This window comes from Streptomyces sp. NPDC043176 (assembly GCF_056436715.1).
In genome coordinates this window covers 1-21180 of the sequence record NZ_JBWKCA010000003.1, presented here as the reverse complement: position 1 = coordinate 21180, position 21180 = coordinate 1, and the positions used below count along the sequence as shown (strand labels likewise).

The following is a 21180-nucleotide window of genomic DNA, read 5'->3' as shown; positions in this document are numbered from 1 at the left end:
ATGACCTCCCCTGGTCCGGCCCGATCCACGGGACACGGCATGCCCGAAGGGCCCGCAGGCGGCTGCCTGCGGGCCCTTCGTACCGTACTGCGTGCGACGTCAGTCCTTGATGTCGCAGATGGAGGCACCGGAGGTGACCGACGCGCCGACCTCGGCGTTCAGGCCCTTGACGGTGCCGGAGCGGTGCGCGTTGAGCGGCTGCTCCATCTTCATGGCCTCCAGGACGACGATCAGGTCGCCCTCCTTGACCTCCTGGCCCTCCTCGACCGCGACCTTGACGATCGTGCCCTGCATCGGGGAGGCGAGGGTGTCGCCGGAGGCGGTCGGGCCGGACTTCTTGGCCGCGCGCCGCTTCGGCTTCGCACCCGCCGCGAGGCCCGTGCGGGCCAGCGTCATGCCGAGGGAGGACGGCAGGGAGACCTCCAGGCGCTTGCCGCCGACCTCGACGACGATCGTCTCGCGGTTGCCCTCGTCCTCGTCCGCCTCGCCGCCGGCGGGCGCGAACGGCTTGATCTCGTTGACGAACTCCGTCTCGATCCACCGGGTGTGGACGCGGAACGGGTCGGCGGTGAAGTCGGGGTCGACGACGACGGCCTGGTGGAACGGGATCGCCGTCGCCATGCCGTCGACCTTGAACTCCGCCAGGGCCCGGGCGGCGCGCTGGAGCGCCTGCTCGCGGGTCGCGCCGGTGACGATCAGCTTGGCGAGGAGCGAGTCCCACGCCGGGCCGATGACCGAGCCCGCCTCGACACCGGCGTCCAGGCGGACACCGGGACCGGTGGGGGCGTCGAAGACGGTGACCGTGCCGGGGGCGGGCAGGAAGCCGCGGCCCGGGTCCTCGCCGTTGATGCGGAACTCGAAGGAGTGACCGCGCACGGCGGGGTCGCCGTAACCGAGCTCCTCGCCGTCGGCGATCCGGAACATCTCGCGGACCAGGTCGATGCCGGTGACCTCTTCGGTGACCGGGTGCTCGACCTGGAGACGGGTGTTGACCTCCAGGAAGGAGATCGTGCCGTCGGTGCCGACGAGGAACTCGACCGTGCCGGCGCCGACGTAGCCGGCCTCCTTCAGGATGGCCTTCGACGCCGCGTACAGCTGCGCGTTCTGCTCGGCCGTCAGGAACGGCGCGGGCGCCTCCTCGACCAGCTTCTGGTGGCGGCGCTGGAGCGAGCAGTCACGGGTGGAGACCACGACCACGTTGCCGTGCGAGTCGGCCAGGCACTGCGTCTCGACGTGCCGCGGCTTGTCGAGGTAGCGCTCGACGAAGCACTCGCCGCGGCCGAAGGCGGCGACGGCCTCGCGGACGGCGGAGTCGTACAGCTCGGGGACCTCTTCGAGGGTCCGGGCGACCTTCAGGCCGCGACCGCCGCCACCGAAGGCGGCCTTGATCGCGATCGGCAGGCCGTGCTCCTTCGCGAAGGCGACGACCTCGTCGGCGCCCGACACCGGGTCGGGCGTGCCGGCCACGAGCGGGGCGCCGGCGCGCTGCGCGATGTGACGCGCCGCCACCTTGTCACCCAGGTCGCGGATGGCCTGCGGCGGCGGGCCGATCCAGATCAGACCGGCGTCCAGGACGGCCTGGGCGAACTCGGCGTTCTCGGAGAGGAAGCCGTAGCCCGGGTGGACGGCGTCCGCCCCGGAGTCCGCGGCGGCCTGCAACACCTTCGCCATGTCCAGGTAACTGGTCGCCGGAGTGTCACCGCCCAGAGCGAACGCCTCGTCGGCCGCCCGGACGTGCAGAGCGTCCCGGTCCGGATCGGCGTACACGGCCACGCTGCCGATACCCGCGTCCCGGCACGCCCGGGCCACACGGACAGCGATTTCGCCACGGTTGGCGATGAGCACCTTGCGCACGATGGCTCCCTCCTTGAAACAAGCTGAGTTTAGGGACTGCCGACACGGCCTTTCGACCCGTCCCCAGTGGTGAGCTTGCCCACACGGAGCGTGACCCCGGGCCTGCTCGGGCCGTGAATTCCCTTGTCGCACCACGGTACGCAGGGTTCCTTTACGGCACAGTAGATCCGAGGTGTGGCGCAGGTCTCTGTTCGTGCGGCCAGTCGCCATTCGGGTTTCTTTGTCGAGTCCCTACGAACGGGGCGACGATTCTTTGCGGACGGGTCCGCCGTCGACGACCGTGTGCGAACTCTTGTCCGGGGGTTTACCGGCCAGTAGCCTTCGCGCTGTCGATCGTACTGTCGGTAACAGTCGAATCCAGGGGGTGGCCGAGGTGGCCCGCAGACCGATAGCTCTCGTGACGGCGGCGGTGCTCCTCCTCGAAGCGCCCGGCATCGTCGCGATCAACGCCGTGATGGCGCGGTTCGTCGAGGTGCAGGCGATGTCGCTCGACGGCATGGACCCCGACGCGATGGTCACCGGCACCTGGGCGCTCGGCATCGGATCCGGCGCCGCCCTCGTGCTCTGCGCCCTCGTCGCCCTCGTCGCGGGCATCCGCGACCGCGGGCCCGGCCGCTTCGGCCGGGCGCTCCTCGTCGGCTGCGCCGTCGTCCACGGCATCCTCGGCGCGGTCGCCGTCGGCCTCATCGGCTGGGCGGCCTTCGGCTTCCTGATGCTCGTCCTCGGCCTGCTCGTCCTCACCCTGGTGGCGTACGGCAAGGAGGCCCCGGCGGCGGAGGCCGCCCCCGCCACCTGACCGGCGCCCCGCCCGGGGGCGTCGCACGGCACCGCGCCTCGCCCGGCCGCCGTCGGCCCGTCAGGCCCAGAGGTCGGTGATCTCGACGTCCAGCTTCCGCAGCAGCTTGCGCAGCAGCGGCAGCGACAGGCCGATCACGTTGCCCGGGTCGCCGTCGATGCCGTCGATGAACGGCGCCGAGCGCCCGTCGAGGGTGAACGCGCCCGCCACGTGCAGCGGTTCGCCGCTCGCCACGTACGCCGCGATCTCCTGGTCCGTGGGCTCGCCGAAGCGCACGACGGTGGAGGCGGTCGCCGACTCGTACCGCTTGGCGGCCGTGTCGTACACGCAGTGACCGGTCTGCAGGATGCCGACCCGGCCGCGCATCGCCTTCCAGCGGGCGGTGGCCTCCTCGGCGTCCGCCGGCTTGCCGAGGGCCTGCTTGTCGAGTTCCAGGACGGAGTCGCAGCCGATGACGAGCGCGCCGAACACCTCGGGCCTGGCGGCCACATGGGCGGCCTTGGCCTCGGCGAGCGCGAGCGCCAGCTCGGCCGGGGTCGGGGCGTGGACCTTGTCCTCGTCGACACCGCTCACGATCACCTCGGGGGCGAGCCCGGCCTGGCGGAGCAGGCCGAGGCGGGCGGGGGAGGCGGAGGCGAGCACCACACGGCGCGGGTCAGCAGTCATGGGGGCAGCGTAGTCAGTACCACCCGCCCGTTCCCGCCGAACCGGCCCCCGTCACCGGCCCGTCGCGCGCCGGCGGCGGGAACCGCCGCATCGCCGGCGGGTCCGGGAGCGCGCGATGAGCCGGCCGCGGCCGTGGCGCGGCCCCCGTCACCGGCTCATCGCGCGCTGACGACGAACATCGCCACCACCATGGCCAGCGCCAGGAGCACACCGGTGCGGCGGAGCATCGCCTGCATGTCCCGCAGGAACTTCGGGGGCTGGTTCTTCGGGTCGGACCACAGCATGCCCCGATCCTCCGGGCGGAGCCCGCGGGGCGCCTGAGTACGGATACTCAGGCGGCCCCGTACCGAAGGACTATTCGCGGACGAACACGCCGTCGCGCGCGGCCGTGAGCGCCGCCGCCGCGGCCCGTTCGGCCACGTCCGCGGTGAGCTCCTCGTGGGTGACGGCGAAGCGGTAGTAGAGCGGTGCGGAGACGGCCCGGAGCAGCTCCACGGGGTCCGTCCCGGCCGGGACCTCGCCGCGGGCCGCGCCCTTGGCGACGGCCGGGGTCCATTCGGCGAGCCGGGTCCGGTAGAAGCCGGCGAGGGCGCGGGCGCACTCCTCGTCGCAGGCCGCCGCGGCGATGACCGCGCGGAAGACCGCGCCCATCCGGGGGTCGGTGAGGGTGGCCCGGACGAGTTCGGCGTTGGCCCGGAGGTCGCCGGCGAGGGTGCCGGTGTCGGCGGCGGGCAGGGACTGCTCCGCCATGTCGTGCAGGAGGTCGCCGACCAGGCCGGTCGGGGAGGTCCAGCGGCGGTAGACGGTGGTCTTGCCGACGCCGGCGCTCGCGGCGATCCGGTCCATGTTCAGGGCGTGGAAGCCGGCGTCCGCCAGGGCGTCCAGGGTGGCGTCGAGGACGGCCCTCCGGACCTTGGCGGTGCGGCCGCCGGGGCGCAGGGTGCCGGGCGAGGCCGGCGGGCTCTCGTTCAAACGGGTCTCCAGTTCCATTAGCGCCATCGACTCTGCTACGGTACGGGACATATTAACGGAACCATTTTCCCATTAAGGGGTTCTCGCATGGTCACCCTCGATCTCCCCGCCGCCGCGGACCGCGCCGAGGCCCGCATGACCGGGCGCATGCGACTCGTCCTCGTCGTCCTCCTCCTCGCCCAGTTCATGCTGGCCGTCGACTTCTCGATCCTGAACGTGGCCCTGCCCGTCATCGGCCAGGGACTCGGCTTCACCCTCGGCGGCCTCCAGTGGATCGCCACCGCCTTCGCCCTCGCCGCCGCCGGCTTCACCCTGCTCTTCGGGCGCGTCGCCGACATCATCGGCCGCCGCCGCCTCTTCCTCGGCGGCATGGCCCTCCTCGGCCTCTCCTCGCTCGCCGGCGGCCTCGCCACCGGCCCCGAGGTGCTGATGGCCGCCCGGGTCGCCCAGGGCCTCGCCACCGCCGCCGTCACCCCCGCGGGGCTGTCCCTGCTCACCTCCTCCTTCCCCGAGGGCCCGCTGCGCGCCAAGGCGCTCGGCCTCAACGGCGCCCTGATGTCCGCGGGCTTCACCACCGGCGCGATCCTCGGTGGCGTCCTCACCGACCTGCTCTCCTGGCGCTGGGCCTTCCTCGTGAACGTGCCGGTCGCCCTCGCCGTGCTCCTCGTCGCCCCCGCCGTCATCCGGGAGAGCCGCCCCGCGGTCCGCCCCCGCCTCGACGTGCCCGGCGCGATCACCGTCACCGGCGGCCTCCTCGCCCTCGTCTACGGCCTGACCGTCGCCGGCGAGCACGGCTGGACCGACCCCGTCGCGCTCCTCGCCCTCGCCGCCGGAGCCGTCCTCCTCGCCGCCTTCGGCCTCGTCGAGCGCCGCGCCGCCTCGCCCCTCGTCCCCCTCCGGGTCCTGAAGCGCCGCACCGTCGTCTGGGGCAACCTCGCCGGGCTCGTCGCCTTCGTCACCGAGACCTCGCTGGTCTTCCTCATGACGCTCTACCTCCAGGACGTCCTGGGCTTCTCGCCGCTCGCCGCCGGGCTCTCCTTCGGCGTCCTCGGCGCCGGCACGATCCTCGGCGGGGTGACCGCCTCCCGGTTCATCGGCCGCTTCGGAGCCCGTACCGCCCTCGTCTCCGGCGGACTCCTCCAGGCCGTCGCGACCCTCTCCCTGTACGGCCTCGGCGACGACCGGAGCGGTCTGTGGCTGCTGCTCGCCGCGACCTTCGCCGGCGGCGTCGGCAACATGCTCGCGATCGTCGGCTTCATGGTCACCGCCACCTCGGGCATCCCCGACGGCGAACAGGGCATGGCGACCGGCCTCGCGACCATGACCCAGCAGATCGGCATCACCATGGGCACGCCCGTCATGAGCGCCGTCGTCGTCACCGCCCCCGTACTCCTCGACGGCATCGGCCTCGCGGTCCTCGTCAACGCCGCCGTCGTCGCCGCCGGAGCGGTCCTGGCCGGGCTGTTCCTCCGCCGCGCGTGACGGTGCCCCCGCCGTGCCCCGCGGGCCCGGCGTACGCGAGAGGCCGGACCCCCCGCACACGGGGTCCGGCCTCTCGTCACGTGTCGGCTAGACGGGCCAGTACGACCTCGCCCAGGCCCGCGGGCCCGGCCGGTGCCGTACCGTCCGCGCGATACGGGAGGGATCCGACCACCCCTCCGGCACCGCCGGGCCGGCGCCCTCGGCGGACGCCGCCGCCGTGGCCGCGGCCCGGGCTTGAACGACCGCCAGTGCGGCGGCCAGCTCCTCGGGCGTCGGATTTCCTCGTACGACCTTGATCACAACGGCTCCTTCAGCGCTCGTACGGGGCCTACAGCGGGATGTTGCCGTGCTTCTTCGGAGGAAGGGATTCCCGCTTCGTCCGCAGCTGACGCAGCCCCTTCACGATCTGCGGGCGGGTGTCGGAGGGCAGGATCACCCCGTCGATGTAACCGCGCTCGGCCGCGATGTACGGGTTCAGCAGGGCGTCCTCGTACTCCTGGATCAGCCGCGCCCGCTCCGCCTCCTGGTCCTCCGCCTCGGCGATGGTGCGGCGGTGCAGGATGTTGACCGCGCCCTGCGCGCCCATGACCGCGATCTGCGCCGTCGGCCACGCCAGGTTCAGGTCCGCGCCCAGGTGCTTGGAGCCCATGACGTCGTACGCGCCGCCGAAGGCCTTGCGGGTGATGACCGTGATCAGCGGGACGGTCGCCTCGGCGTACGCGTAGATCAGCTTCGCGCCGCGCCGGATGATGCCGCCGTACTCCTGGTCCACGCCCGGCAGGAAGCCCGGCACGTCCACGAACGTCAGGACCGGGATGTTGAACGCGTCGCAGGTGCGGACGAACCGCGCGGCCTTCTCGGACGCGTTGATGTCCAGGCAGCCCGCGAACTGCATCGGCTGGTTGGCGACCACGCCGACCGGGAAGCCCTCGACCCGGCCGAAACCGGTCACGATGTTCGGCGCGAACAGCGCCTGGGTCTCCAGGAACTCGCCGTCGTCCAGGACGTGCTCGATGACCCTGTGCATGTCGTACGGCTGGTTCGCCGAGTCCGGGATCAGCGCGTCGAGCTCGCGGTCCTCGTCGGTCACCTCCGTGTCCGCGACCTCCGGGAACGCCGGCGGCTCGGAGAGGTTGTTCGACGGCAGGTACGACAGGAGCGACTTCACGTACTCGATCGCGTCCTTCTCGTCCCCCGACATGTGGTGCGCCACGCCCGAGGTCGCGTTGTGCGTCCGGGCGCCGCCCAGCTCCTCGAAGCCCACGTCCTCGCCGGTCACCGTCTTGATGACGTCCGGACCGGTGATGAACATGTGCGAGGTCTGGTCCACCATCACCGTGAAGTCGGTGATCGCGGGGGAGTACACCGCGCCGCCCGCGCACGGGCCCACGACCAGGGAGATCTGCGGGATCACCCCGGACGCGTGCGTGTTGCGGCGGAAGATCTCGCCGTACATGCCGAGCGCGCTCACACCCTCCTGGATGCGCGCGCCGCCCGAGTCGTTGATGCCGACGACCGGGCAGCCGGTCTTCAGCGCGAAGTCCATCACCTTGATGATCTTCTGGCCGTACGTCTCGCCGAGCGCGCCGCCGAAGACGGTGAAGTCCTGCGAGAAGACGGCGACCGGGCGCCCGTCGACCGTGCCGTAGCCGGTGACGACACCGTCTCCGTACGGGCGGTTCCTCTCCAGGCCGAAGTTGGTCGACCGGTGGCGCGCCAGCTCGTCCAGCTCGACGAACGAGCCCTCGTCGAGGAGCAGGGCGATCCGCTCGCGCGCGGTCAGCTTGCCCTTCGCGTGCTGCTTCTCCACCGCACGCTCCGAGCCGGCGTGAGTGGCCTCGTCGATACGGCGCTTGAGGTCCGCGATCTTGCCTGCGGTCGTGTGAATGTCGATCTCGTACTGCTCTGCCGGCTCGGACATCGGGATGCGGCTCCCTGCCTGGTCACGGGGGGTTCGTTGACTACGAATGGGCTACTGCTGGCCTACTGACCCGTAGCGTATCGACGCCGATACGGTTCGGCACTGCGGTCTTTGCCACACCTACTCTGGCTTGCATGACGTCCTCCCAAGGCTCCGGCGGACCCTGGTCCGACCTCGACCGGCCCCCGCTGAACGCACCCGCACTGCGCCGCGCGCTCGTGACGCCCGACGGTCCCTGGACCTCGTTCGACGTGGTCACCACCACCGGCTCCACCAACAGCGACCTCGCCGCCCGCGCCGACGAGCTGCCCGAAGGCGCCGTCCTCGTCGCCGAGGAGCAGACCTCGGGCCGCGGACGCCTGGACCGCAGCTGGACGGCACCCGCCCGGTCCGGAATCTTCGTCTCCGTCCTCCTCAAGCCCGAGGTGCCGGTCCACCGCTGGGGCTGGCTCCCGCTGCTCACCGGCGTGGCCGCCGCGACCGGCCTCGCGAAGGCCGCCGGCGTCGACATGTCCCTCAAGTGGCCCAACGACCTGCTGGTTTCCGTCGACGGCGAGGAACGCAAGACCGGCGGCATCCTCGCCGAGCGGGCCGGCGCGGACGGCATCGTCGTCGGCCTCGGCATCAACGTCACCCTCCGCGCCGACGAACTCCCCGTCCCCGCCGCCGGCTCCCTCCTCCTCGCCGGGGCCGTCTCCACCGACCGCGACACCCTCCTCAGGGCCGTCCTGCGGTCCCTCGGCCAGTGGTACGGCGACTGGGTACGCGCCGACGGCGACCCCGCCGTCTCCGGCCTCCAGGCCGCCTACGCCGCGGGCTGCGCCACCCTGGGCCGCCGCGTCCGCGCCGACCTCCCCGGCGAGCGCGTACTGGAGGGCGAGGCGGTCGCCCTCGACGGCGACGGCCGCCTCGTCGTCGACACCGAGGGCGGCGGCACCGAGGCCGTCGGCGCGGGCGACATCGTCCACCTCAGGACGTAGGCGTACCGGCCCTCTCCGGGGGACGGAACGGGCGGCGCACCGCCCGTGTGCGCGCCGCACCCTCCGGGCCGTTCACCCGGAGGGCCCCGGCCCGGGCACGGAAGCGACAGCCGTTCCGGCGTGAGCCAGCGCACACCTGCCGTATCGTGGAGCGCGATCCAGGCGACAGATCGGCAGGGCAAGTGGGCAGGGAACGGGCAGGAGGCGGCCGGTGACCGTCGACGACGAGAACGAGGGCGGCACGCCCGAGCCCCCCACGTACCCCACGCCTCACCACGAGGTCGACCACACGGCCGAGCCGAGCGACGACCCCCTCGCCATCCGCCTCGAACAGCTCATCCTCGGCGCGGACCGCCGCTACACCCCGTTCCAGGCCGCCCGCACCGCCGGCGTCTCCATGGAGCTCGCCTCCCGCTTCTGGCGCGCCATGGGCTTCGCCGACATCGGCCAGGCCAAGGCGCTCACCGAGGCCGACGTGCTGGCCCTGCGACGCCTCGCCGGTCTCGTCGAGGCGGGCCTGCTCAGCGAGCCGATGGCGGTGCAGGTCGCCCGCTCCACGGGCCAGACCACCGCCCGGCTGGCCGAATGGCAGATCGACTCCTTCCTGGAGGGCCTGACCGAGCCGCCCGAGCCCGGCATGACCCGCACGGAGGTCACGTACCCCCTGGTCGAGCTGCTCCTGCCCGAGCTGGAGGAGTTCCTGATCTACGTGTGGCGCAGGCAGCTCGCCGCCGCCACCGGCCGGGTCGTGCAGGCCGCCGACGACGAGGAGATGGTCGACCGGCGGCTCGCGGTCGGCTTCGCCGACCTCGTCGGCTTCACCCGGCTCACCCGCCGCCTGGAGGAGGAGGAGCTCGGCGAACTCGTCGAGGCCTTCGAGACGACCTGCGCCGACCTCGTCGCCGCCCACGGCGGCCGGCTCATCAAGACCCTCGGCGACGAGGTGCTGTACGCCGCCGACGACGCCGGTACGGCCGCCGAGATCGCGCTGCGCCTGATCGAGACGCTCAGCCACGACGAGACGATGCCCGCCCTGCGGGTCGGCATCGCCTTCGGCACCGTCACGACCCGGATGGGCGACGTCTTCGGCACCACCGTGAACCTCGCCAGCCGGCTCACCTCGATAGCGCCGAAGGACGCCGTCCTGGTCGACGGCGCGCTCGCGGAGGAGCTGTCCAGGACCGGCGAGGCACCCGTCTCCGAGACGGAGGCCGCCGAGGACGCGGCCCGCGCCGAGAAGGAGGGCCGCGAGCCCGCCCGCTACCGCTTCGCCCTCCAGCCCATGTGGCAGCGCCCCGTCCGCGGCCTCGGCGTCATCGAACCCTGGCTCTTGACCCGCCGTCCGTCTTAGGATTCCCCGGTGAACGCCTGTTAACAGCCGTTAACGGGCGGGTGGCGGGTCGGGAGGGTGTGCGGTCATGTCCGAGCAGCGCTTCGGTGAGTTCGTGGTGGTCCGGAAGGACGGGGACGGTCATGTGGCCGAGCTCGTCCTCGACCGGCCCAAGGCGATGAACGCCGTCTCGTCCGAGATGGCCCGGTCCCTGGGCGCCGCCTGCGAGGCGCTCGCCGCCGACCCGTCGGTCCGCGTCACCGTGCTCACCTCGTCGAACGACCGGGCCTTCTGCGTCGGCGCCGACCTCAAGGAGCGCAACTCCTTCACCGACGCCGAACTGGTCCGCCAGCGGCCCACCGCCCGTGCCGCCTACACCGGCGTCCTGGAGCTGCCGATGCCGACCGTCGCGGCCGTGCACGGCTTCGCCCTCGGCGGCGGCTTCGAGCTGGCGCTCGCCTGTGACGTCATCGTGGCCGACGCGACCGCCGTGGTCGGCCTTCCCGAGGTCTCCGTGGGCGTCATCCCGGGTGGCGGCGGTACGCAGCTGCTCCCGCGCCGGGTGGGCGCGGCGCGCGCCGCCGAGCTGGTCTTCACGGCCCGCCGGGTGGAGGCGGCGGAGGCCCGCGAGCTCGGCCTCGTCGACGTCCTGGAGGAGGACGCGCGGACGGCCGCCCTCGAGCTGGCCGGCCGGATCGCGGCCAACTCGCCCGTCGGGCTCCGCGCCGCCAAGAAGGCCATGCGGCTCGGCCAGGGCCTCGACCTGCGGGCGGGGCTGGAGGTCGAGGACGCGGCCTGGCGCTCGGTGGCCTTCTCGGGCGACCGCGCGGAGGGCGTCGCGGCCTTCAACGAGAAGCGCAGGCCGAACTGGCCGGGCGAGTAGAGGAGCTGCCCGGAGAGCCCCCGCCTCCCGAATTTCACCGGATGTCACGTACGGTGACGTCTCGAAGGTGAAAACGGGTCAAACCTCCCTAAGCTGGAGGAATGGGAGAGGACGTGCGGCTGCGGGCCGTAGTGGCGCTGGCGCAGGGGATGGCGGCGGCGCACACTCCGCGAGAGTTCTGGCGGGCGGCGGCGCTCGGGGCCTGCGAGGGGCTGGACGGCACGTTCGCGGCCCTGTCCGTCTGGCAGCGGGACCACGGCCGGCTGAAGGTCCTCGTGAACGCGGGGGTGCGGGCCCCGGGCGAGGAGGAGTTCCCGGACTCGGAGACGTACCCGGTGCACCAGTTCCCCGAGATCACCGAGTTCCTGCACGAGCAGTGGGCGGGCGGCGGCGAGCCGGACTCCTGGGTGGAGACCGCCGCCGACCGGGTCCCCACCGGCCGCGTCCTGGGGCTGCGCAAGCGGGGCCGGGGCTGCTGCGTGGTCGCCCCGATCGTGCTGCACGGGCGGGCCTGGGGAGAGCTGTACGTGGCCCGCCCGCCGGAGGCGAAACCTTTCACCCGGGCGGACGCCGACTTCGCGACCGTCCTCGCGGCGGTCGTCGCGGCCGGCATCGCGCAGGCCGAGCGCCTGGAGGAGGTGCGCAAGCTCGCCTTCACCGACCCGCTCACCGGACTCGCCAACCGGCGTGCCGTCGACACCCGGCTCGACGAGGCCATCGAGCGCTACCGGGTGGACGGCTCCGTGGTCAGCCTCGTGGTCTGCGACCTCAACGGCCTCAAGCGCGTCAACGACACCCACGGCCACGCCGTCGGCGACCGGCTCCTCGAACGCTTCGGCTCCGTCCTCTCCCGCTGCGGCGCCCGGCTCCCCGGCGCCCTCGCGGCCCGCCTGGGCGGTGACGAGTTCTGTCTGCTCACGGTCGGCCCCACGGCGGACGAGGTCGTCGCCGTCGCCGAGGAGCTCTGCGTGCGGGCGGCCGAACTGGAACTCGGCGAGGGCGTCGCCTGCGGGGTGGCCTCCACCGGCGACCCCATCGGCCCGCTCAAGTCCGCCCGCCGCCTCTTCCGGCTCGCCGACGCCGCCCAGTACCAGGCCAAGGCCGACCGCTCCGCCAAACCCGTCGTCGCCGGCCGCGACGGCACCGTCATCCGCCTGGCCGACGCCCCGCCCGGCGCCCGCGACCGCCGCCGCTTCCGCGACGCCCCCACGGCGGAACCCCCGCCGGATTCCAGGCCGCCCCCGCGGCCGTGACGCGGCGGGCCCGCCCTCCCGCCGGGCCGGGTCCGCGGAGTGATCGGCGGTACGCCCCCTGGGGGCCGGACCGGAAACCCGCCGGTCGGCGCCGGTCCGGCGAGCGGAGTGCGGTAAGGGTCCGCTGTGTGTCGGGACCGTGACACATTCCCCTAGTGACATGTCGGTCTTCAATCCGTAGGGTGCTGAATATGGATATGCAGACAGTCGTCCTCGGCACGTCCGGCACGACCCCGCAGGACGTCATCGACGTCGCCCGCCACGGCGCCCGCGTCGAGCTGTCGACCGAGGCGGTGGCCGCGCTGGCCGCCGCGCGGGAGATCGTGGACGCCCTCGCCGCCAAGCCCGAGCCCGTCTACGGGGTCTCGACCGGATTCGGCGCCCTCGCCACCCGGCACATCAGCCACGAGCTCCGCGCCCAGCTCCAGCGCAACATCGTCCGGTCGCACGCCGCCGGCATGGGCCCGCGCGTCGAGCGCGAGGTCGTCCGCGCCCTGATGTTCCTGCGGCTGAAGACCGTGGCCTCCGGCCACACCGGCGTCCGCCCCGAGGTCGCGCAGACCATGGCCGACGTCCTCAACGCCGGCATCACCCCGGTCGTGCACGAGTACGGCTCCCTCGGCTGCTCCGGCGACCTCGCCCCGCTCTCCCACTGCGCCCTGGCCCTCATGGGCGAGGGTGACGCCGAGGGCCCCGACGGCGTCGTCAAGCCCGCCGGCGAGCTGCTCGCCGCCGCCGGGATCCAGCCCGTCGAGCTCAAGGAGAAGGAGGGCCTCGCCCTCCTCAACGGCACCGACGGCATGCTCGGCATGCTGGTCATGGCCCTCGCCGACCTCGACACCCTCTACAAGTCGGCCGACATCACCGCCGCGCTCTCCCTCGAAGCCCTCCTCGGCACCGAGAAGGTCCTCGAACCCGAGCTGCACGCGATCCGCCCGCACCCCGGCCAGGCCGCCTCCGCCGCCAACATGCTGGCCGTCCTCAAGGGCTCCGGCCTCACCGGCCACGCCCAGGCCGGCGAGGCGCCCCGCGTCCAGGACGCCTACTCGGTGCGCTGCGCCCCGCAGGTCGCCGGCGCCGGCCGCGACACCATGGCCCACGCCCTCCTCGTCGCCGAGCGCGAGCTCGCCGCCGCCGTCGACAACCCGGTCGTGCTGCCCACCGGCGAGGTCCGCTCCAACGGCAACTTCCACGGCGCTCCGGTCGCGTACGTCCTCGACTTCCTCGCGATCGCCGCCGCCGACCTCGGCTCCATCGCCGAGCGCCGCACCGACCGGCTCCTCGACAAGAACCGCTCGCACGGCCTGCCGCCGTTCCTCGCGGAGGACGCCGGCGTCGACTCGGGCCTGATGATCGCCCAGTACACGCAGGCCGCCCTGGTCAGCGAGATGAAGCGGCTCGCCGTCCCGGCCTCCGCCGACTCCATCCCGTCCTCCGCCATGCAGGAGGACCACGTCTCCATGGGCTGGTCCGCCGCCCGCAAGCTGCGCACCGCGATCGGCAACCTCAACCGGATCATCGCGGTCGAGATGTACGCCGCCACCCGCGGCATCGAGCTCCGCCAGGGCCTCACCCCGGCGCCCGCCTCGCAGGCCGCCATCGACGCGCTGCGCGCGGCCGGCGTCGAGGGCCCCGGCCCGGACCGCTTCCTCGCCCCCGACCTCGCCGCCGCCGACGCCTTCGTCCGCGAGGGCAAGCTCGTCGCCGCCGTGGAGCCGGTCACCGGCCCGCTGGCGTAGGCCGCGCGAAGAGCCGACCGCGGAACGGATCGTCCGCGGAGGCGATCCGCCGCGTGAGCGGTCGCCGGCGCGGCGTCGGCCGTCGCACGCGCAGGGCCCGCCCCCGGTCTCCGGGAGCGGGCCCTCCGCCGTGGGAAGAGGGCTCAGGACGCCCGGCCGCGCCGTCGCATCGCGAGGGCCACGAAGCCCGCGCCGACACCGAGGAAGCCCGTGCCGCCCAGCACGTACGGGGTGGTGTCGAGCCGGCCGGTGTCCGCCAGGCGCCCGTCGGCGACGGGACCGTCCTGACTCACCCCGACCCGTACCCCGCCCTGCTCGTCGGTGGCGTTCGCGGACGGCACGAACCACAGGGCACACAGCAGCGTCCCCGCGGCGGTGGCGGTCAGCAGTGGGCGTCGGGCGGCGGACACGGAAATTTCGATCCCCCTTGCGGAAACCGCGAATTGGTCGGTCCGCAGATGCTAATGAACACAGCGGGTCGCGGGAAAGCCGAGGCCCTCCCGACCCCTACGCTCCGACCCATGAGTACTTCTGAGTCAGCACGCTATGTACGCCTTCGCGTCGATGTGGTCCTGGAGATCGACGACCCGGACGCGCTGGTCGAGGCCGCGAAGGCCCGGATCGACGGCGACGAGTTCATGCCGGAGGAGGAGCGGGTGCAGGCCCGCGCCGCCGCGACCGAGGACAGCGCCGAGGCGCTCGCCCACCTCGTGGAGCCGCTCGACCTGATCCGCGACGTCCCCGGCATCGAGATGGTCCAGGCCTCCTGGAGCACCGAGGAGGTCGAGTACGACCCCGATGCGATGGAGTGGGACCTCGGCGAGGAAGATGGGGACGAGGAAGACGACGACGACCGGCCGTAGCGGCGGGCGCCGGCCGCGGTGCCGCCGGTGAACGACCTGATCGAAGGCCCCGGGACGGTGTCCCGGGGCCTTTCCCGTGCGGGCCGGCCGACGCGTCGGGGGCTGCCGGGAACCGGACGCTCCGCCCGTGCGTGTGGATCAGTGGTGTTCCCCACAAAGCGTCCGGATCAGGAACCGGACGCGGTGTCATGGGTATCAAGTAGACGTAGCAAGATCCGGCAGGAAATCGGCGACGATGGAGAAGCGTGTGATGACGGACGGCAAGCGCCGCAAGAGCCTGGCCGCCGCGGCCGCCGTGCTCGGTGGCGTGCTGGTGCTCTCGGCGTGCAACGACGGGGACAAGGACGGCAGCGCCTCCGGATCTCCCACCGCACAGTCACAGGCCCAGGTCGACGAGGCGGCCGCGCAGAAGACCTCCAAGGCGCAGATCACCATCTCGCCGAAGAACGGCGCGCAGAACGCCTCCATCAACAACGACGCCAAGGTCACCGTCACCGACGGCAAGCTCACGCAGGTCACCATGACCTCCGCCGAGGGCACCGCCGTCGAGGGCGAGATAGCGGCCGACGGCCTCAGCTGGAAGCCCTCCGGCCCGCTCAAGCGCGCCACGGTCTACAAGATCGCCGCCACCGCCGCCGACGCGGCCGGCCTGGAGGCGCACGAGAACTCCTCCTTCACCACGGTCTCGCAGGCCAACAGCTTCATCGGGAACTTCACCCCCGAGGACGGCTCGACCGTCGGCGTCGGCATGCCCGTCTCGATCAACTTCAACAAGTCGATCACCGACAAGAAGGCCGTCCAGGGCGGCATCTCCGTCTCCTCCAGCTCCGGCCAGGAGGTCGTCGGGCACTGGTTCAACTCCACGCGCCTCGACTTCCGCCCCGAGAACTACTGGGCCGAGGGCTCGACCGTCACGCTGAAGCTGAACCTCGACGGCATCGAGGGCGCCGACGGCGTCTTCGGCGTCCAGCAGAAGACCGTCACCTTCAAGATCGGCCGCAACCAGGTCTCGACCGTCGACGTCGCCACCAAGACCATGACGGTCAAGCAGGACGGTAAGACGGTCAAGACCATCCCGATCTCCGCCGGCTCTCCGGACAACACCACCTACAACGGCCAGATGGTGATCTCCGAGAAGTTCAAGGAGACCCGGATGAACGGCGCCACCGTCGGCTTCACCGACGACGACGGCAAGGGCGAGTACGACATCAAGGACGTGCCGCACGCCATGCGCCTGTCCACCTCCGGCACCTTCATCCACGGCAACTACTGGGGCGCGCGGTCGATCTTCGGCTCCGTGAACACCAGCCACGGCTGCGTCGGCCTCGCCGACGTCAAGGGCGCCGGCGACCCCAACCAGATGGCCGCCTGGCTGTTCGACCACTCGATCGTCGGCGACGTCGTGATCGTCAAGAACTCCGACGACAAGACGATCAAGCCCGACAACGGCCTCAACGGCTGGAACATGAGCTGGTCCGAGTGGAAGGCCGGCTCGGCCGTCTGATCCGCACGCACAGGCCGGTGGCCCCCTCCCGACTCCGGGAGGGGGCCACTCGCGCTCTCGGGTCCTACTCGGCCTTCGCCACGCCGATCGGGCAGGAGACGCCCGTGCCGCCGATGCCGCAGTAGCCGGCCGGGTTCTTGTCCAGGTACTGCTGGTGGTAGGCCTCGGCGGGGAAGAACGGGCGGGTCCCGTCGGCCGGGAGGACGGTGGTGGTGATCTCGCCGTAGCCGGAGCCGGTGAGTACCCGCTGGTAGGCGTCGCGGGAGGCGGCGGCCCGCTCGGCCTGGGCCGGGGTGTGGGTGTAGACCGCGGAGCGGTACTGGGTGCCCACGTCGTTGCCCTGGCGGAAGCCCTGGGTGGGGTCGTGGGACTCCCAGAAGAGCTTGAGCAGGGACTCGTACGAGACCTTCGCGGGGTCGAAGACGACGCGGACGACCTCGGTGTGGCCGGTCAGGCCCGAACACACCTCCTCGTACGACGGGTTCGGCGTGAGGCCGCCCTGGTAGCCCACGAGGGTCGTCCAGACGCCCTCGGTCTGCCAGAACTTGCGCTCGGCACCCCAGAAACAGCCCAGCGCGAAGTCCGCGACCTCCAGGCCCTCCGGGTAGGGGCCGAGGAGCGGGTTGCCGAGGACGGTGTGCCGCTCCGGGACGGAGAACTCCGGCTCGGGGCGGCCGCGCAGGGCCTGCTCGGGGGTGGGGAGGACGGGGGTGCGGGACAGGAACATGCTGCATCTCTCCTCGACGGTCGGCAGTGGACACAACACCGGAGCCCGGGGAGGGATTCCCTCCCCGGCCCGCCGCCGGACCCGCCCGGCCCGCGACCCGACCGGGCCCCCGCCGGAGTCGCTGCCGGGCCCCCGCCGGACTCGTTGCCGGACTCGTTGCCGGGCCCGCTGCCGGGCCCCCGCCGGGTCCGCTGCCGGAGTCGGTCCGGCCCGCCCCGTACGCCTTCGTCAGCGCCGTCGCCCGCCCCGCACCGCCCTGTCGCGCCACTGGCAGTACGCCGCCGCAGGGTCGTGGAAGTACGTCCAGGGCAGGGCGCCCGCGTGGCCGTCGAGCCGGCGGAACTCCACCGCGGCCTCCGGGTACCGGGCCTGCTGGGTGAGGAAGAAGGCCAGGAGGTGGCGGGCGTCCGCGAGCCGGGGGTGGTCGGGGCGGGCGGCGGCGAGGTCCGCGAGGGCGGCGTCGACGAGGGTGGTGACCTCGGGCGTACGGTACCCGGGCGGCTTGTCCATCTTCGGCACGTGCTCGAGGTGGACGACCAGCGGCAGCATCGTGAGCAGCGACCCCGCCGGAGCGGCGGCCGCGGCCTCCCGGGCGAAGGACGTGGCCAGTTCCTCGGAGCCGTGCCACTTGGCGCACCAGAACTGGAGGGCGCGCAGATGTGCCCCGCAGTGGTACGGGTCGAGCGCGGTGATCCGCGTCCACAGAGCCCGCGTCTCCTCGTGCGAACGCCCGCGCCCCATCCCCGCCGTCAGTTCGGCGAGGAGCGGCGTCGGGTCCTCCGGAGCCAGCTCCACGGCGTGTGCGATCACCCCGCGGGAGGCGGCGAGCACGCCGTGGAAGTCCCGGAACTGCTCCCGGCTGGTGTCCTCGGCCCAGGCCGAGCCGCGCAGCTGCCAGGCCAGCTCGACCACCGCGTCCGCGCGCACCGCGGCGAGGTCGGGGTCGTCCGGTCCGACGGCCTGCTCCCAGGCGGTGAGGAAGGCCGCCTCGCCGCCGTCGGGCCGCACGGCGGCCGTGCCGAAGGCTCCGACGTACGCGCTGCGGCGCTCCCAGTCCCGCGCCTCGCGGGTGGCGGCGAGCAGCCGCGCCGCCGGTTCCCACCTGCCCCGGGACGCGGTGGCGACGGCCACGTGCAGCGCGGGGTCGGGACCGGCGAACGCGGTGTTCTGCCGGGACGCGGGCAGGAACCCGGGCGGCGCCGTCTCGGGCGGTGCGGGGTCCGCCACGTGGTGCCGGTAGACGAGGAAGCCGATCACGCCGACGGCGACGAGGACGACCACGCGTGCGATGTCCGTGTTCACGACGCCTCCCCGGCGACGGGCGTGGCGTACCGCGCGGACTCGTCGCGCATCCGGCAGAACTCCGCCGCCGGGTCCGCCTTGTACCGCCAGGGCAGCGCCCCCACGTACCCGTCCAGGAGGCGGAACTGCTCCAGGGCCTCGTCCCACCGGTTCTGGAGGTACAGGTGGTACGCGAGCAGGTGCCGTACCTCCGCCAGGCGGGGATGGCCGAGCGCGGCGACGCGCACCGCCGCCCTGGCCGCGTGGGGGTCGGTGCGCGAGCCCTCGATGGAGCCGCGCACGACGGCCTTGAGGAAGAGGAGGCCGACGGCGAGCAGGACGAGGGCGCGCAGCGCGCGCAGGGTTGCGCCCATCGGGCAGATTCCCCCCACGGGAACGGCGTGATGATCACATGAACGGTGGGGGCCGGAGTATGACCCACCGCACCGACCACCGTCCACACCGTTCCCGCAGGTGGGCCCGCCCCCGGGTTACCGCGGCAGCGTGGCGGGGCTCCCGCCGTTCGCCTCGTACCCCGCGACGGCCAGGTTCCGGAAGAGCGTGTACATCTCCGCCGGGTCCCCGCTCAGCGTCCACGGCACCGCGCCCACGTGGCCGTCGACCCGGACCAGCTGGTGCATGGCCTCCGCCCAGCGCTCCGCCCGCACCAGGAACCAGACCAGCAGGTGACGGACGTGCGCGAGCATCGGGTCGTCGTGCCGGGCCGAATGGACCGCGTACAGCGCGCCGTCGAGCGCCTTGGACACCACCGCCGTACGGAAGAAGTCCTGCACCAGGACGACCTCGGGCACGTGCTCGTGCACCGCGAACAGCGGCAGCGCGGCGAGCAGCGAGCCGCGCGGGGCACGGGCCGCGGCCGTCGTCGCGAAGTGGTCGGCCTCCTCGCGGGAGCCGTGCCACTTCTCGCACCAGTAGTGCAGCGCCGCCAGGTGCGCGCCCATGTGCTCCGGCGCCCGGTCGATGACCTTCGCCCACAGCTGGTCGAACTGCTCGTGGGGGTAGCCGAGTCCGCGGGCCACGGCCAGCTCCACGATGTACGGCACGGGGTCGCCGGGCGCCAGCAGCGCGGCCTCGGCGCACACCTTCCGCGCCTCTTCGAGGATGATCCGGAAGTCGTCGGTCCCGGCCGACGAGGAGCGCCAGGCCTGCTGCACCAGGAACTCGGCGTGCACGGCGGCGGCACCCGGGTCCTTGGGTGCCTCGGCCCGCCACGCCCGCAGCCACGCGCCGCCGACGCCCGGCCGCTCCTGGAGTTCGAGGGAGGCCGCGCCCGCGAAGGCCTGGACGCGCTGCCAGCGCACCTCGCCGGCCTTGTCGGTGCCGGCGAGCAGCTGCGCCGCCGCCCGCCAGTCCTGGGTGGCCTGGACGACGTCCAGCACGTCGAGCAGGTCGTCGTCCGCGCCCGGCAGCCGCACGTCCTGGTCCTCCTGCCGCGCGAACCCGTACGCCTCCGGGTCCGCCGCGTCCGGCGCGCCCGGGGCGACCACCTTGATCCCGTCGCGCCGCCGGCGCAGCACGTAGGGGCCGAGGACGCCGAACAGCAGGCCCAGCGCGATCAGGAACCAGAGAATCTCCATGTGTCCATTGTCCAGGACACCCGGTGAGACGATCGCGGGCGCCGGGGTGTGCGCGGGACTACGCTCCTGACTCATGAGCGACCAGCACACGCATCAGAACTTCGAGACCCGCGCCATCCACGCGGGCAACACCGCCGACCCGCTGACCGGCGCGGTCGTCCCGCCCATCTACCAGGTGTCCACCTACAAGCAGGACGGCGTGGGCGGGCTGCGCGGCGGATACGAGTACAGCCGCAGCGCGAACCCGACCCGTACCGCCCTGGAGGAGAACCTGGCGGCCCTGGAGGGCGGCCGGCGAGGCCTGGCCTTCGCCTCCGGCCTGGCCGCCGAGGACTGCCTCCTGCGCGCGCTCCTCGCGCCCGGCGACCACGTGGTCATCCCGAACGACGCCTACGGCGGCACGTTCCGGCTCTTCGCCAAGGTCGTGGAGCGCTGGGGCGTCGACTTCTCGGTGGCGAACACCTCCGACATCGAGTCGGTGCGCGGCGCCGTCAACGACCGCACGAAGCTGATCTGGGTCGAGACCCCCTCGAACCCGCTCCTCGGCATCACCGACATCGAGGCCGTCGCCGGCGTCGCCCGCCAGGCCGGCGTGAAGCTCGTCGTCGACAACACCTTCGCCTCGCCGTACCTCCAGCAGCCGCTGGCGCTCGGCGCCGACGTGGTCGTGCACTCGCTCACCAAGTACATGGGCGGGCACTCGGACGTCGTCGGCGGCGCCCTCGTCACGGCCGACGAGGCGCTCGGCGAGGAGCTCGCGTACCACCAGAACGCGATGGGCGCGGTCGCCGGGCCCTTCGACTCCTGGATCGTGCTCCGCGGCATCAAGACCCTCGCCGTGCGCATGGACCGCCACAGCGAGAACGCGGCGAAGATCGTCGAGATGCTCACCCAGCACCCGAAGGTCACCCAGGTCCTCTACCCGGGCCTTCCCGAGCACCCGGGCCACGAGGTCGCCGCCAAGCAGATGCGTTCCTTCGGCGGCATGATCTCCTTCCGCGTCGAGGGCGGCGAGGAGGCGGCGGTCGAGGTCTGCAACCGCGCGCGGCTCTTCACCCTGGGCGAGTCCCTCGGCGGCGTCGAGTCCCTCATCGAGCACCCCGGCCGCATGACGCACGCCAGCGTCGCGGGCTCCGCCCTGGAGGTCCCGGCCGACCTCGTCCGCCTCTCCGTCGGCATCGAGAACGTCGACGACCTGCTGGCCGACCTGCGCCAGGCACTGGGCTAGGGCGTGTGGTGAAAGTGCTGGTCACAGCCATTCGTTGATGGCTGCGACCAGTACGGTCGCTTCGTAGCGGACGGCAAGTTTGTCGTACCGCGTGGCGACGGCC

21 protein-coding genes are annotated in these 21180 nt (G+C 72.8%); 10 read left to right on the top strand and 11 right to left on the bottom strand.

What is annotated here, in order from left to right:
* Positions 1 to 99: 99 nt before the first annotated feature.
* A complete protein-coding gene (locus AC067A_RS05025) occupies positions 100 to 1854 on the bottom strand; it encodes an acetyl/propionyl/methylcrotonyl-CoA carboxylase subunit alpha (protein ID WP_478614686.1) in 1755 nt (584 codons plus the stop codon).
* Positions 1855 to 2218: 364 nt separating this feature from the next.
* On the opposite strand from AC067A_RS05025, the gene AC067A_RS05020 reads away from it, so the two are divergent.
* A complete protein-coding gene (locus AC067A_RS05020; RefSeq protein ID WP_478614683.1) occupies positions 2219 to 2650 on the top strand; it encodes a hypothetical protein in 432 nt (143 codons plus the stop codon).
* Positions 2651 to 2710: 60 nt separating this feature from the next.
* On the opposite strand, the gene AC067A_RS05015 is transcribed toward AC067A_RS05020, so the two are convergent.
* The 3 genes from AC067A_RS05015 to AC067A_RS05005 form a co-directional block, all read right to left on the bottom strand.
* Entirely contained in the window at positions 2711 to 3316 is a 606-nt protein-coding gene (locus AC067A_RS05015; protein WP_453892418.1) for a nucleoside triphosphate pyrophosphatase, read from the bottom strand.
* Between the two features lie 155 nt (positions 3317 to 3471).
* Positions 3472 to 3600, bottom strand: a complete 129-nt coding sequence (gene mmpB, locus AC067A_RS05010) for a morphogenic membrane protein MmpB (protein ID WP_390489875.1) — start codon at positions 3598 to 3600, stop codon at positions 3472 to 3474.
* A 70-nt stretch (positions 3601 to 3670) separates the two neighbouring features.
* Positions 3671 to 4339, bottom strand: a complete 669-nt coding sequence (locus tag AC067A_RS05005; RefSeq protein WP_478614679.1) for a TetR/AcrR family transcriptional regulator — start codon at positions 4337 to 4339, stop codon at positions 3671 to 3673.
* A 36-nt stretch (positions 4340 to 4375) separates the two neighbouring features.
* Here AC067A_RS05005 and AC067A_RS05000 point away from each other — a divergent pair, with 36 nt between their 5' ends.
* The gene (locus AC067A_RS05000; RefSeq protein ID WP_478614676.1) at positions 4376 to 5770 is read left to right on the top strand and encodes an MFS transporter; all 1395 of its coding nucleotides are present in this window, start codon (positions 4376 to 4378) and stop codon (positions 5768 to 5770) included.
* 87 nt (positions 5771 to 5857) lie between these two features.
* Here the strand turns inward: AC067A_RS05000 and AC067A_RS04995 are convergent, their stop codons facing one another.
* Complete coding sequence (locus AC067A_RS04995; RefSeq protein ID WP_367821525.1) at positions 5858 to 6070, bottom strand: acyl-CoA carboxylase epsilon subunit; 213 nt, start codon at positions 6068 to 6070, stop codon at positions 5858 to 5860.
* A 28-nt stretch (positions 6071 to 6098) separates the two neighbouring features.
* Positions 6099 to 7691 (bottom strand): acyl-CoA carboxylase subunit beta, encoded by a 1593-nt coding sequence (locus tag AC067A_RS04990; protein ID WP_478614673.1) that lies wholly within the window; start codon positions 7689 to 7691, stop codon positions 6099 to 6101.
* Between the two features lie 134 nt (positions 7692 to 7825).
* On the opposite strand from AC067A_RS04990, the gene AC067A_RS04985 reads away from it, so the two are divergent.
* From AC067A_RS04985 to hutH, 5 genes are all read left to right on the top strand, one after another.
* Positions 7826 to 8671, top strand: coding sequence for a biotin--[acetyl-CoA-carboxylase] ligase (locus tag AC067A_RS04985; RefSeq protein WP_478614670.1), 846 nt, complete (start codon positions 7826 to 7828; stop codon positions 8669 to 8671).
* A gap of 211 nt (positions 8672 to 8882) precedes the next feature.
* Complete coding sequence (locus tag AC067A_RS04980) at positions 8883 to 10022, top strand: adenylate/guanylate cyclase domain-containing protein (RefSeq protein WP_478614667.1); 1140 nt, start codon at positions 8883 to 8885, stop codon at positions 10020 to 10022.
* Positions 10023 to 10089: 67 nt separating this feature from the next.
* Positions 10090 to 10884, top strand: coding sequence for an enoyl-CoA hydratase/isomerase family protein (locus tag AC067A_RS04975; RefSeq protein ID WP_478614665.1), 795 nt, complete (start codon positions 10090 to 10092; stop codon positions 10882 to 10884).
* Positions 10885 to 10985: 101 nt separating this feature from the next.
* The gene (locus tag AC067A_RS04970) at positions 10986 to 12137 is read left to right on the top strand and encodes a GGDEF domain-containing protein (RefSeq protein ID WP_478614662.1); all 1152 of its coding nucleotides are present in this window, start codon (positions 10986 to 10988) and stop codon (positions 12135 to 12137) included.
* A gap of 197 nt (positions 12138 to 12334) precedes the next feature.
* On the top strand, positions 12335 to 13876 hold the full coding sequence (gene hutH, locus AC067A_RS04965) for a histidine ammonia-lyase (RefSeq protein WP_478615626.1): 1542 nt from the start codon (positions 12335 to 12337) through the stop codon (positions 13874 to 13876).
* 143 nt (positions 13877 to 14019) lie between these two features.
* On the opposite strand, the gene AC067A_RS04960 is transcribed toward hutH, so the two are convergent.
* Positions 14020 to 14286: a hypothetical protein gene (locus AC067A_RS04960; protein WP_478614659.1), complete on the bottom strand. Its 267-nt coding sequence runs from the start codon at positions 14284 to 14286 to the stop codon at positions 14020 to 14022.
* A gap of 111 nt (positions 14287 to 14397) precedes the next feature.
* Here AC067A_RS04960 and AC067A_RS04955 point away from each other — a divergent pair, with 111 nt between their 5' ends.
* Both AC067A_RS04955 and AC067A_RS04950 read left to right on the top strand, forming a co-directional pair.
* Positions 14398 to 14739 (top strand): hypothetical protein, encoded by a 342-nt coding sequence (locus tag AC067A_RS04955; RefSeq protein ID WP_478614656.1) that lies wholly within the window; start codon positions 14398 to 14400, stop codon positions 14737 to 14739.
* A 235-nt stretch (positions 14740 to 14974) separates the two neighbouring features.
* Positions 14975 to 16243, top strand: a complete 1269-nt coding sequence (locus AC067A_RS04950) for a L,D-transpeptidase (RefSeq protein ID WP_478614653.1) — start codon at positions 14975 to 14977, stop codon at positions 16241 to 16243.
* A 64-nt stretch (positions 16244 to 16307) separates the two neighbouring features.
* Here the strand turns inward: AC067A_RS04950 and msrA are convergent, their stop codons facing one another.
* The 4 genes from msrA to AC067A_RS04930 all read right to left on the bottom strand — a co-directional run bounded on the left by msrA (position 16308) and on the right by AC067A_RS04930 (position 19849).
* Positions 16308 to 16970, bottom strand: coding sequence for a peptide-methionine (S)-S-oxide reductase MsrA (gene msrA / locus AC067A_RS04945; protein ID WP_478614651.1), 663 nt, complete (start codon positions 16968 to 16970; stop codon positions 16308 to 16310).
* Positions 16971 to 17198: 228 nt separating this feature from the next.
* On the bottom strand, positions 17199 to 18272 hold the full coding sequence (locus AC067A_RS04940) for a hypothetical protein (protein WP_478614648.1): 1074 nt from the start codon (positions 18270 to 18272) through the stop codon (positions 17199 to 17201).
* Positions 18269 to 18625, bottom strand: a complete 357-nt coding sequence (locus tag AC067A_RS04935; RefSeq protein WP_478614645.1) for a hypothetical protein — start codon at positions 18623 to 18625, stop codon at positions 18269 to 18271. The genes AC067A_RS04940 and AC067A_RS04935 overlap by 4 nt, the downstream gene beginning before the upstream one ends.
* 117 nt (positions 18626 to 18742) lie before the next feature.
* Positions 18743 to 19849, bottom strand: coding sequence for a hypothetical protein (locus AC067A_RS04930; RefSeq protein WP_478614642.1), 1107 nt, complete (start codon positions 19847 to 19849; stop codon positions 18743 to 18745).
* Positions 19850 to 19922: 73 nt separating this feature from the next.
* Between AC067A_RS04930 and AC067A_RS04925 the strand changes: the two genes are divergently transcribed.
* Positions 19923 to 21077 carry a cystathionine gamma-synthase gene (locus AC067A_RS04925; RefSeq protein WP_478614639.1) on the top strand — a complete coding sequence of 385 codons (1155 nt, stop codon included), beginning with the start codon at positions 19923 to 19925 and terminating at the stop codon, positions 21075 to 21077.
* Positions 21078 to 21180: the final 103 nt, after the last annotated feature.

Excerpts from the sequence above, each read along its gene's own strand:
- AC067A_RS05015 (WP_453892418.1), bottom strand. The coding sequence starts at position 3,316 with ATGACTGCTGACCCGCGCCGTGTGGTGCTCGCCTCCGCCTCCCCCGCC.
- mmpB (WP_390489875.1), bottom strand. The coding sequence starts at position 3,600 with ATGCTGTGGTCCGACCCGAAGAACCAGCCCCCGAAGTTCCTGCGGGAC.
- AC067A_RS05005 (WP_478614679.1), bottom strand. The coding sequence starts at position 4,339 with ATGTCCCGTACCGTAGCAGAGTCGATGGCGCTAATGGAACTGGAGACC.
- AC067A_RS05000 (WP_478614676.1), top strand. The coding sequence starts at position 4,376 with ATGGTCACCCTCGATCTCCCCGCCGCCGCGGACCGCGCCGAGGCCCGC.
- AC067A_RS04990 (WP_478614673.1), bottom strand. The coding sequence starts at position 7,691 with ATGTCCGAGCCGGCAGAGCAGTACGAGATCGACATTCACACGACCGCA.
- AC067A_RS04985 (WP_478614670.1), top strand. The coding sequence starts at position 7,826 with ATGACGTCCTCCCAAGGCTCCGGCGGACCCTGGTCCGACCTCGACCGG.
- AC067A_RS04975 (WP_478614665.1), top strand. The coding sequence starts at position 10,090 with ATGTCCGAGCAGCGCTTCGGTGAGTTCGTGGTGGTCCGGAAGGACGGG.
- AC067A_RS04970 (WP_478614662.1), top strand. The coding sequence starts at position 10,986 with ATGGGAGAGGACGTGCGGCTGCGGGCCGTAGTGGCGCTGGCGCAGGGG.
- hutH (WP_478615626.1), top strand. The coding sequence starts at position 12,335 with ATGCAGACAGTCGTCCTCGGCACGTCCGGCACGACCCCGCAGGACGTC.
- AC067A_RS04955 (WP_478614656.1), top strand. The coding sequence starts at position 14,398 with ATGAGTACTTCTGAGTCAGCACGCTATGTACGCCTTCGCGTCGATGTG.
- AC067A_RS04950 (WP_478614653.1), top strand. The coding sequence starts at position 14,975 with ATGGAGAAGCGTGTGATGACGGACGGCAAGCGCCGCAAGAGCCTGGCC.
- msrA (WP_478614651.1), bottom strand. The coding sequence starts at position 16,970 with ATGTTCCTGTCCCGCACCCCCGTCCTCCCCACCCCCGAGCAGGCCCTG.
- AC067A_RS04935 (WP_478614645.1), bottom strand. The coding sequence starts at position 18,625 with ATGGGCGCAACCCTGCGCGCGCTGCGCGCCCTCGTCCTGCTCGCCGTC.
- AC067A_RS04930 (WP_478614642.1), bottom strand. The coding sequence starts at position 19,849 with ATGGAGATTCTCTGGTTCCTGATCGCGCTGGGCCTGCTGTTCGGCGTC.
- AC067A_RS04925 (WP_478614639.1), top strand. The coding sequence starts at position 19,923 with ATGAGCGACCAGCACACGCATCAGAACTTCGAGACCCGCGCCATCCAC.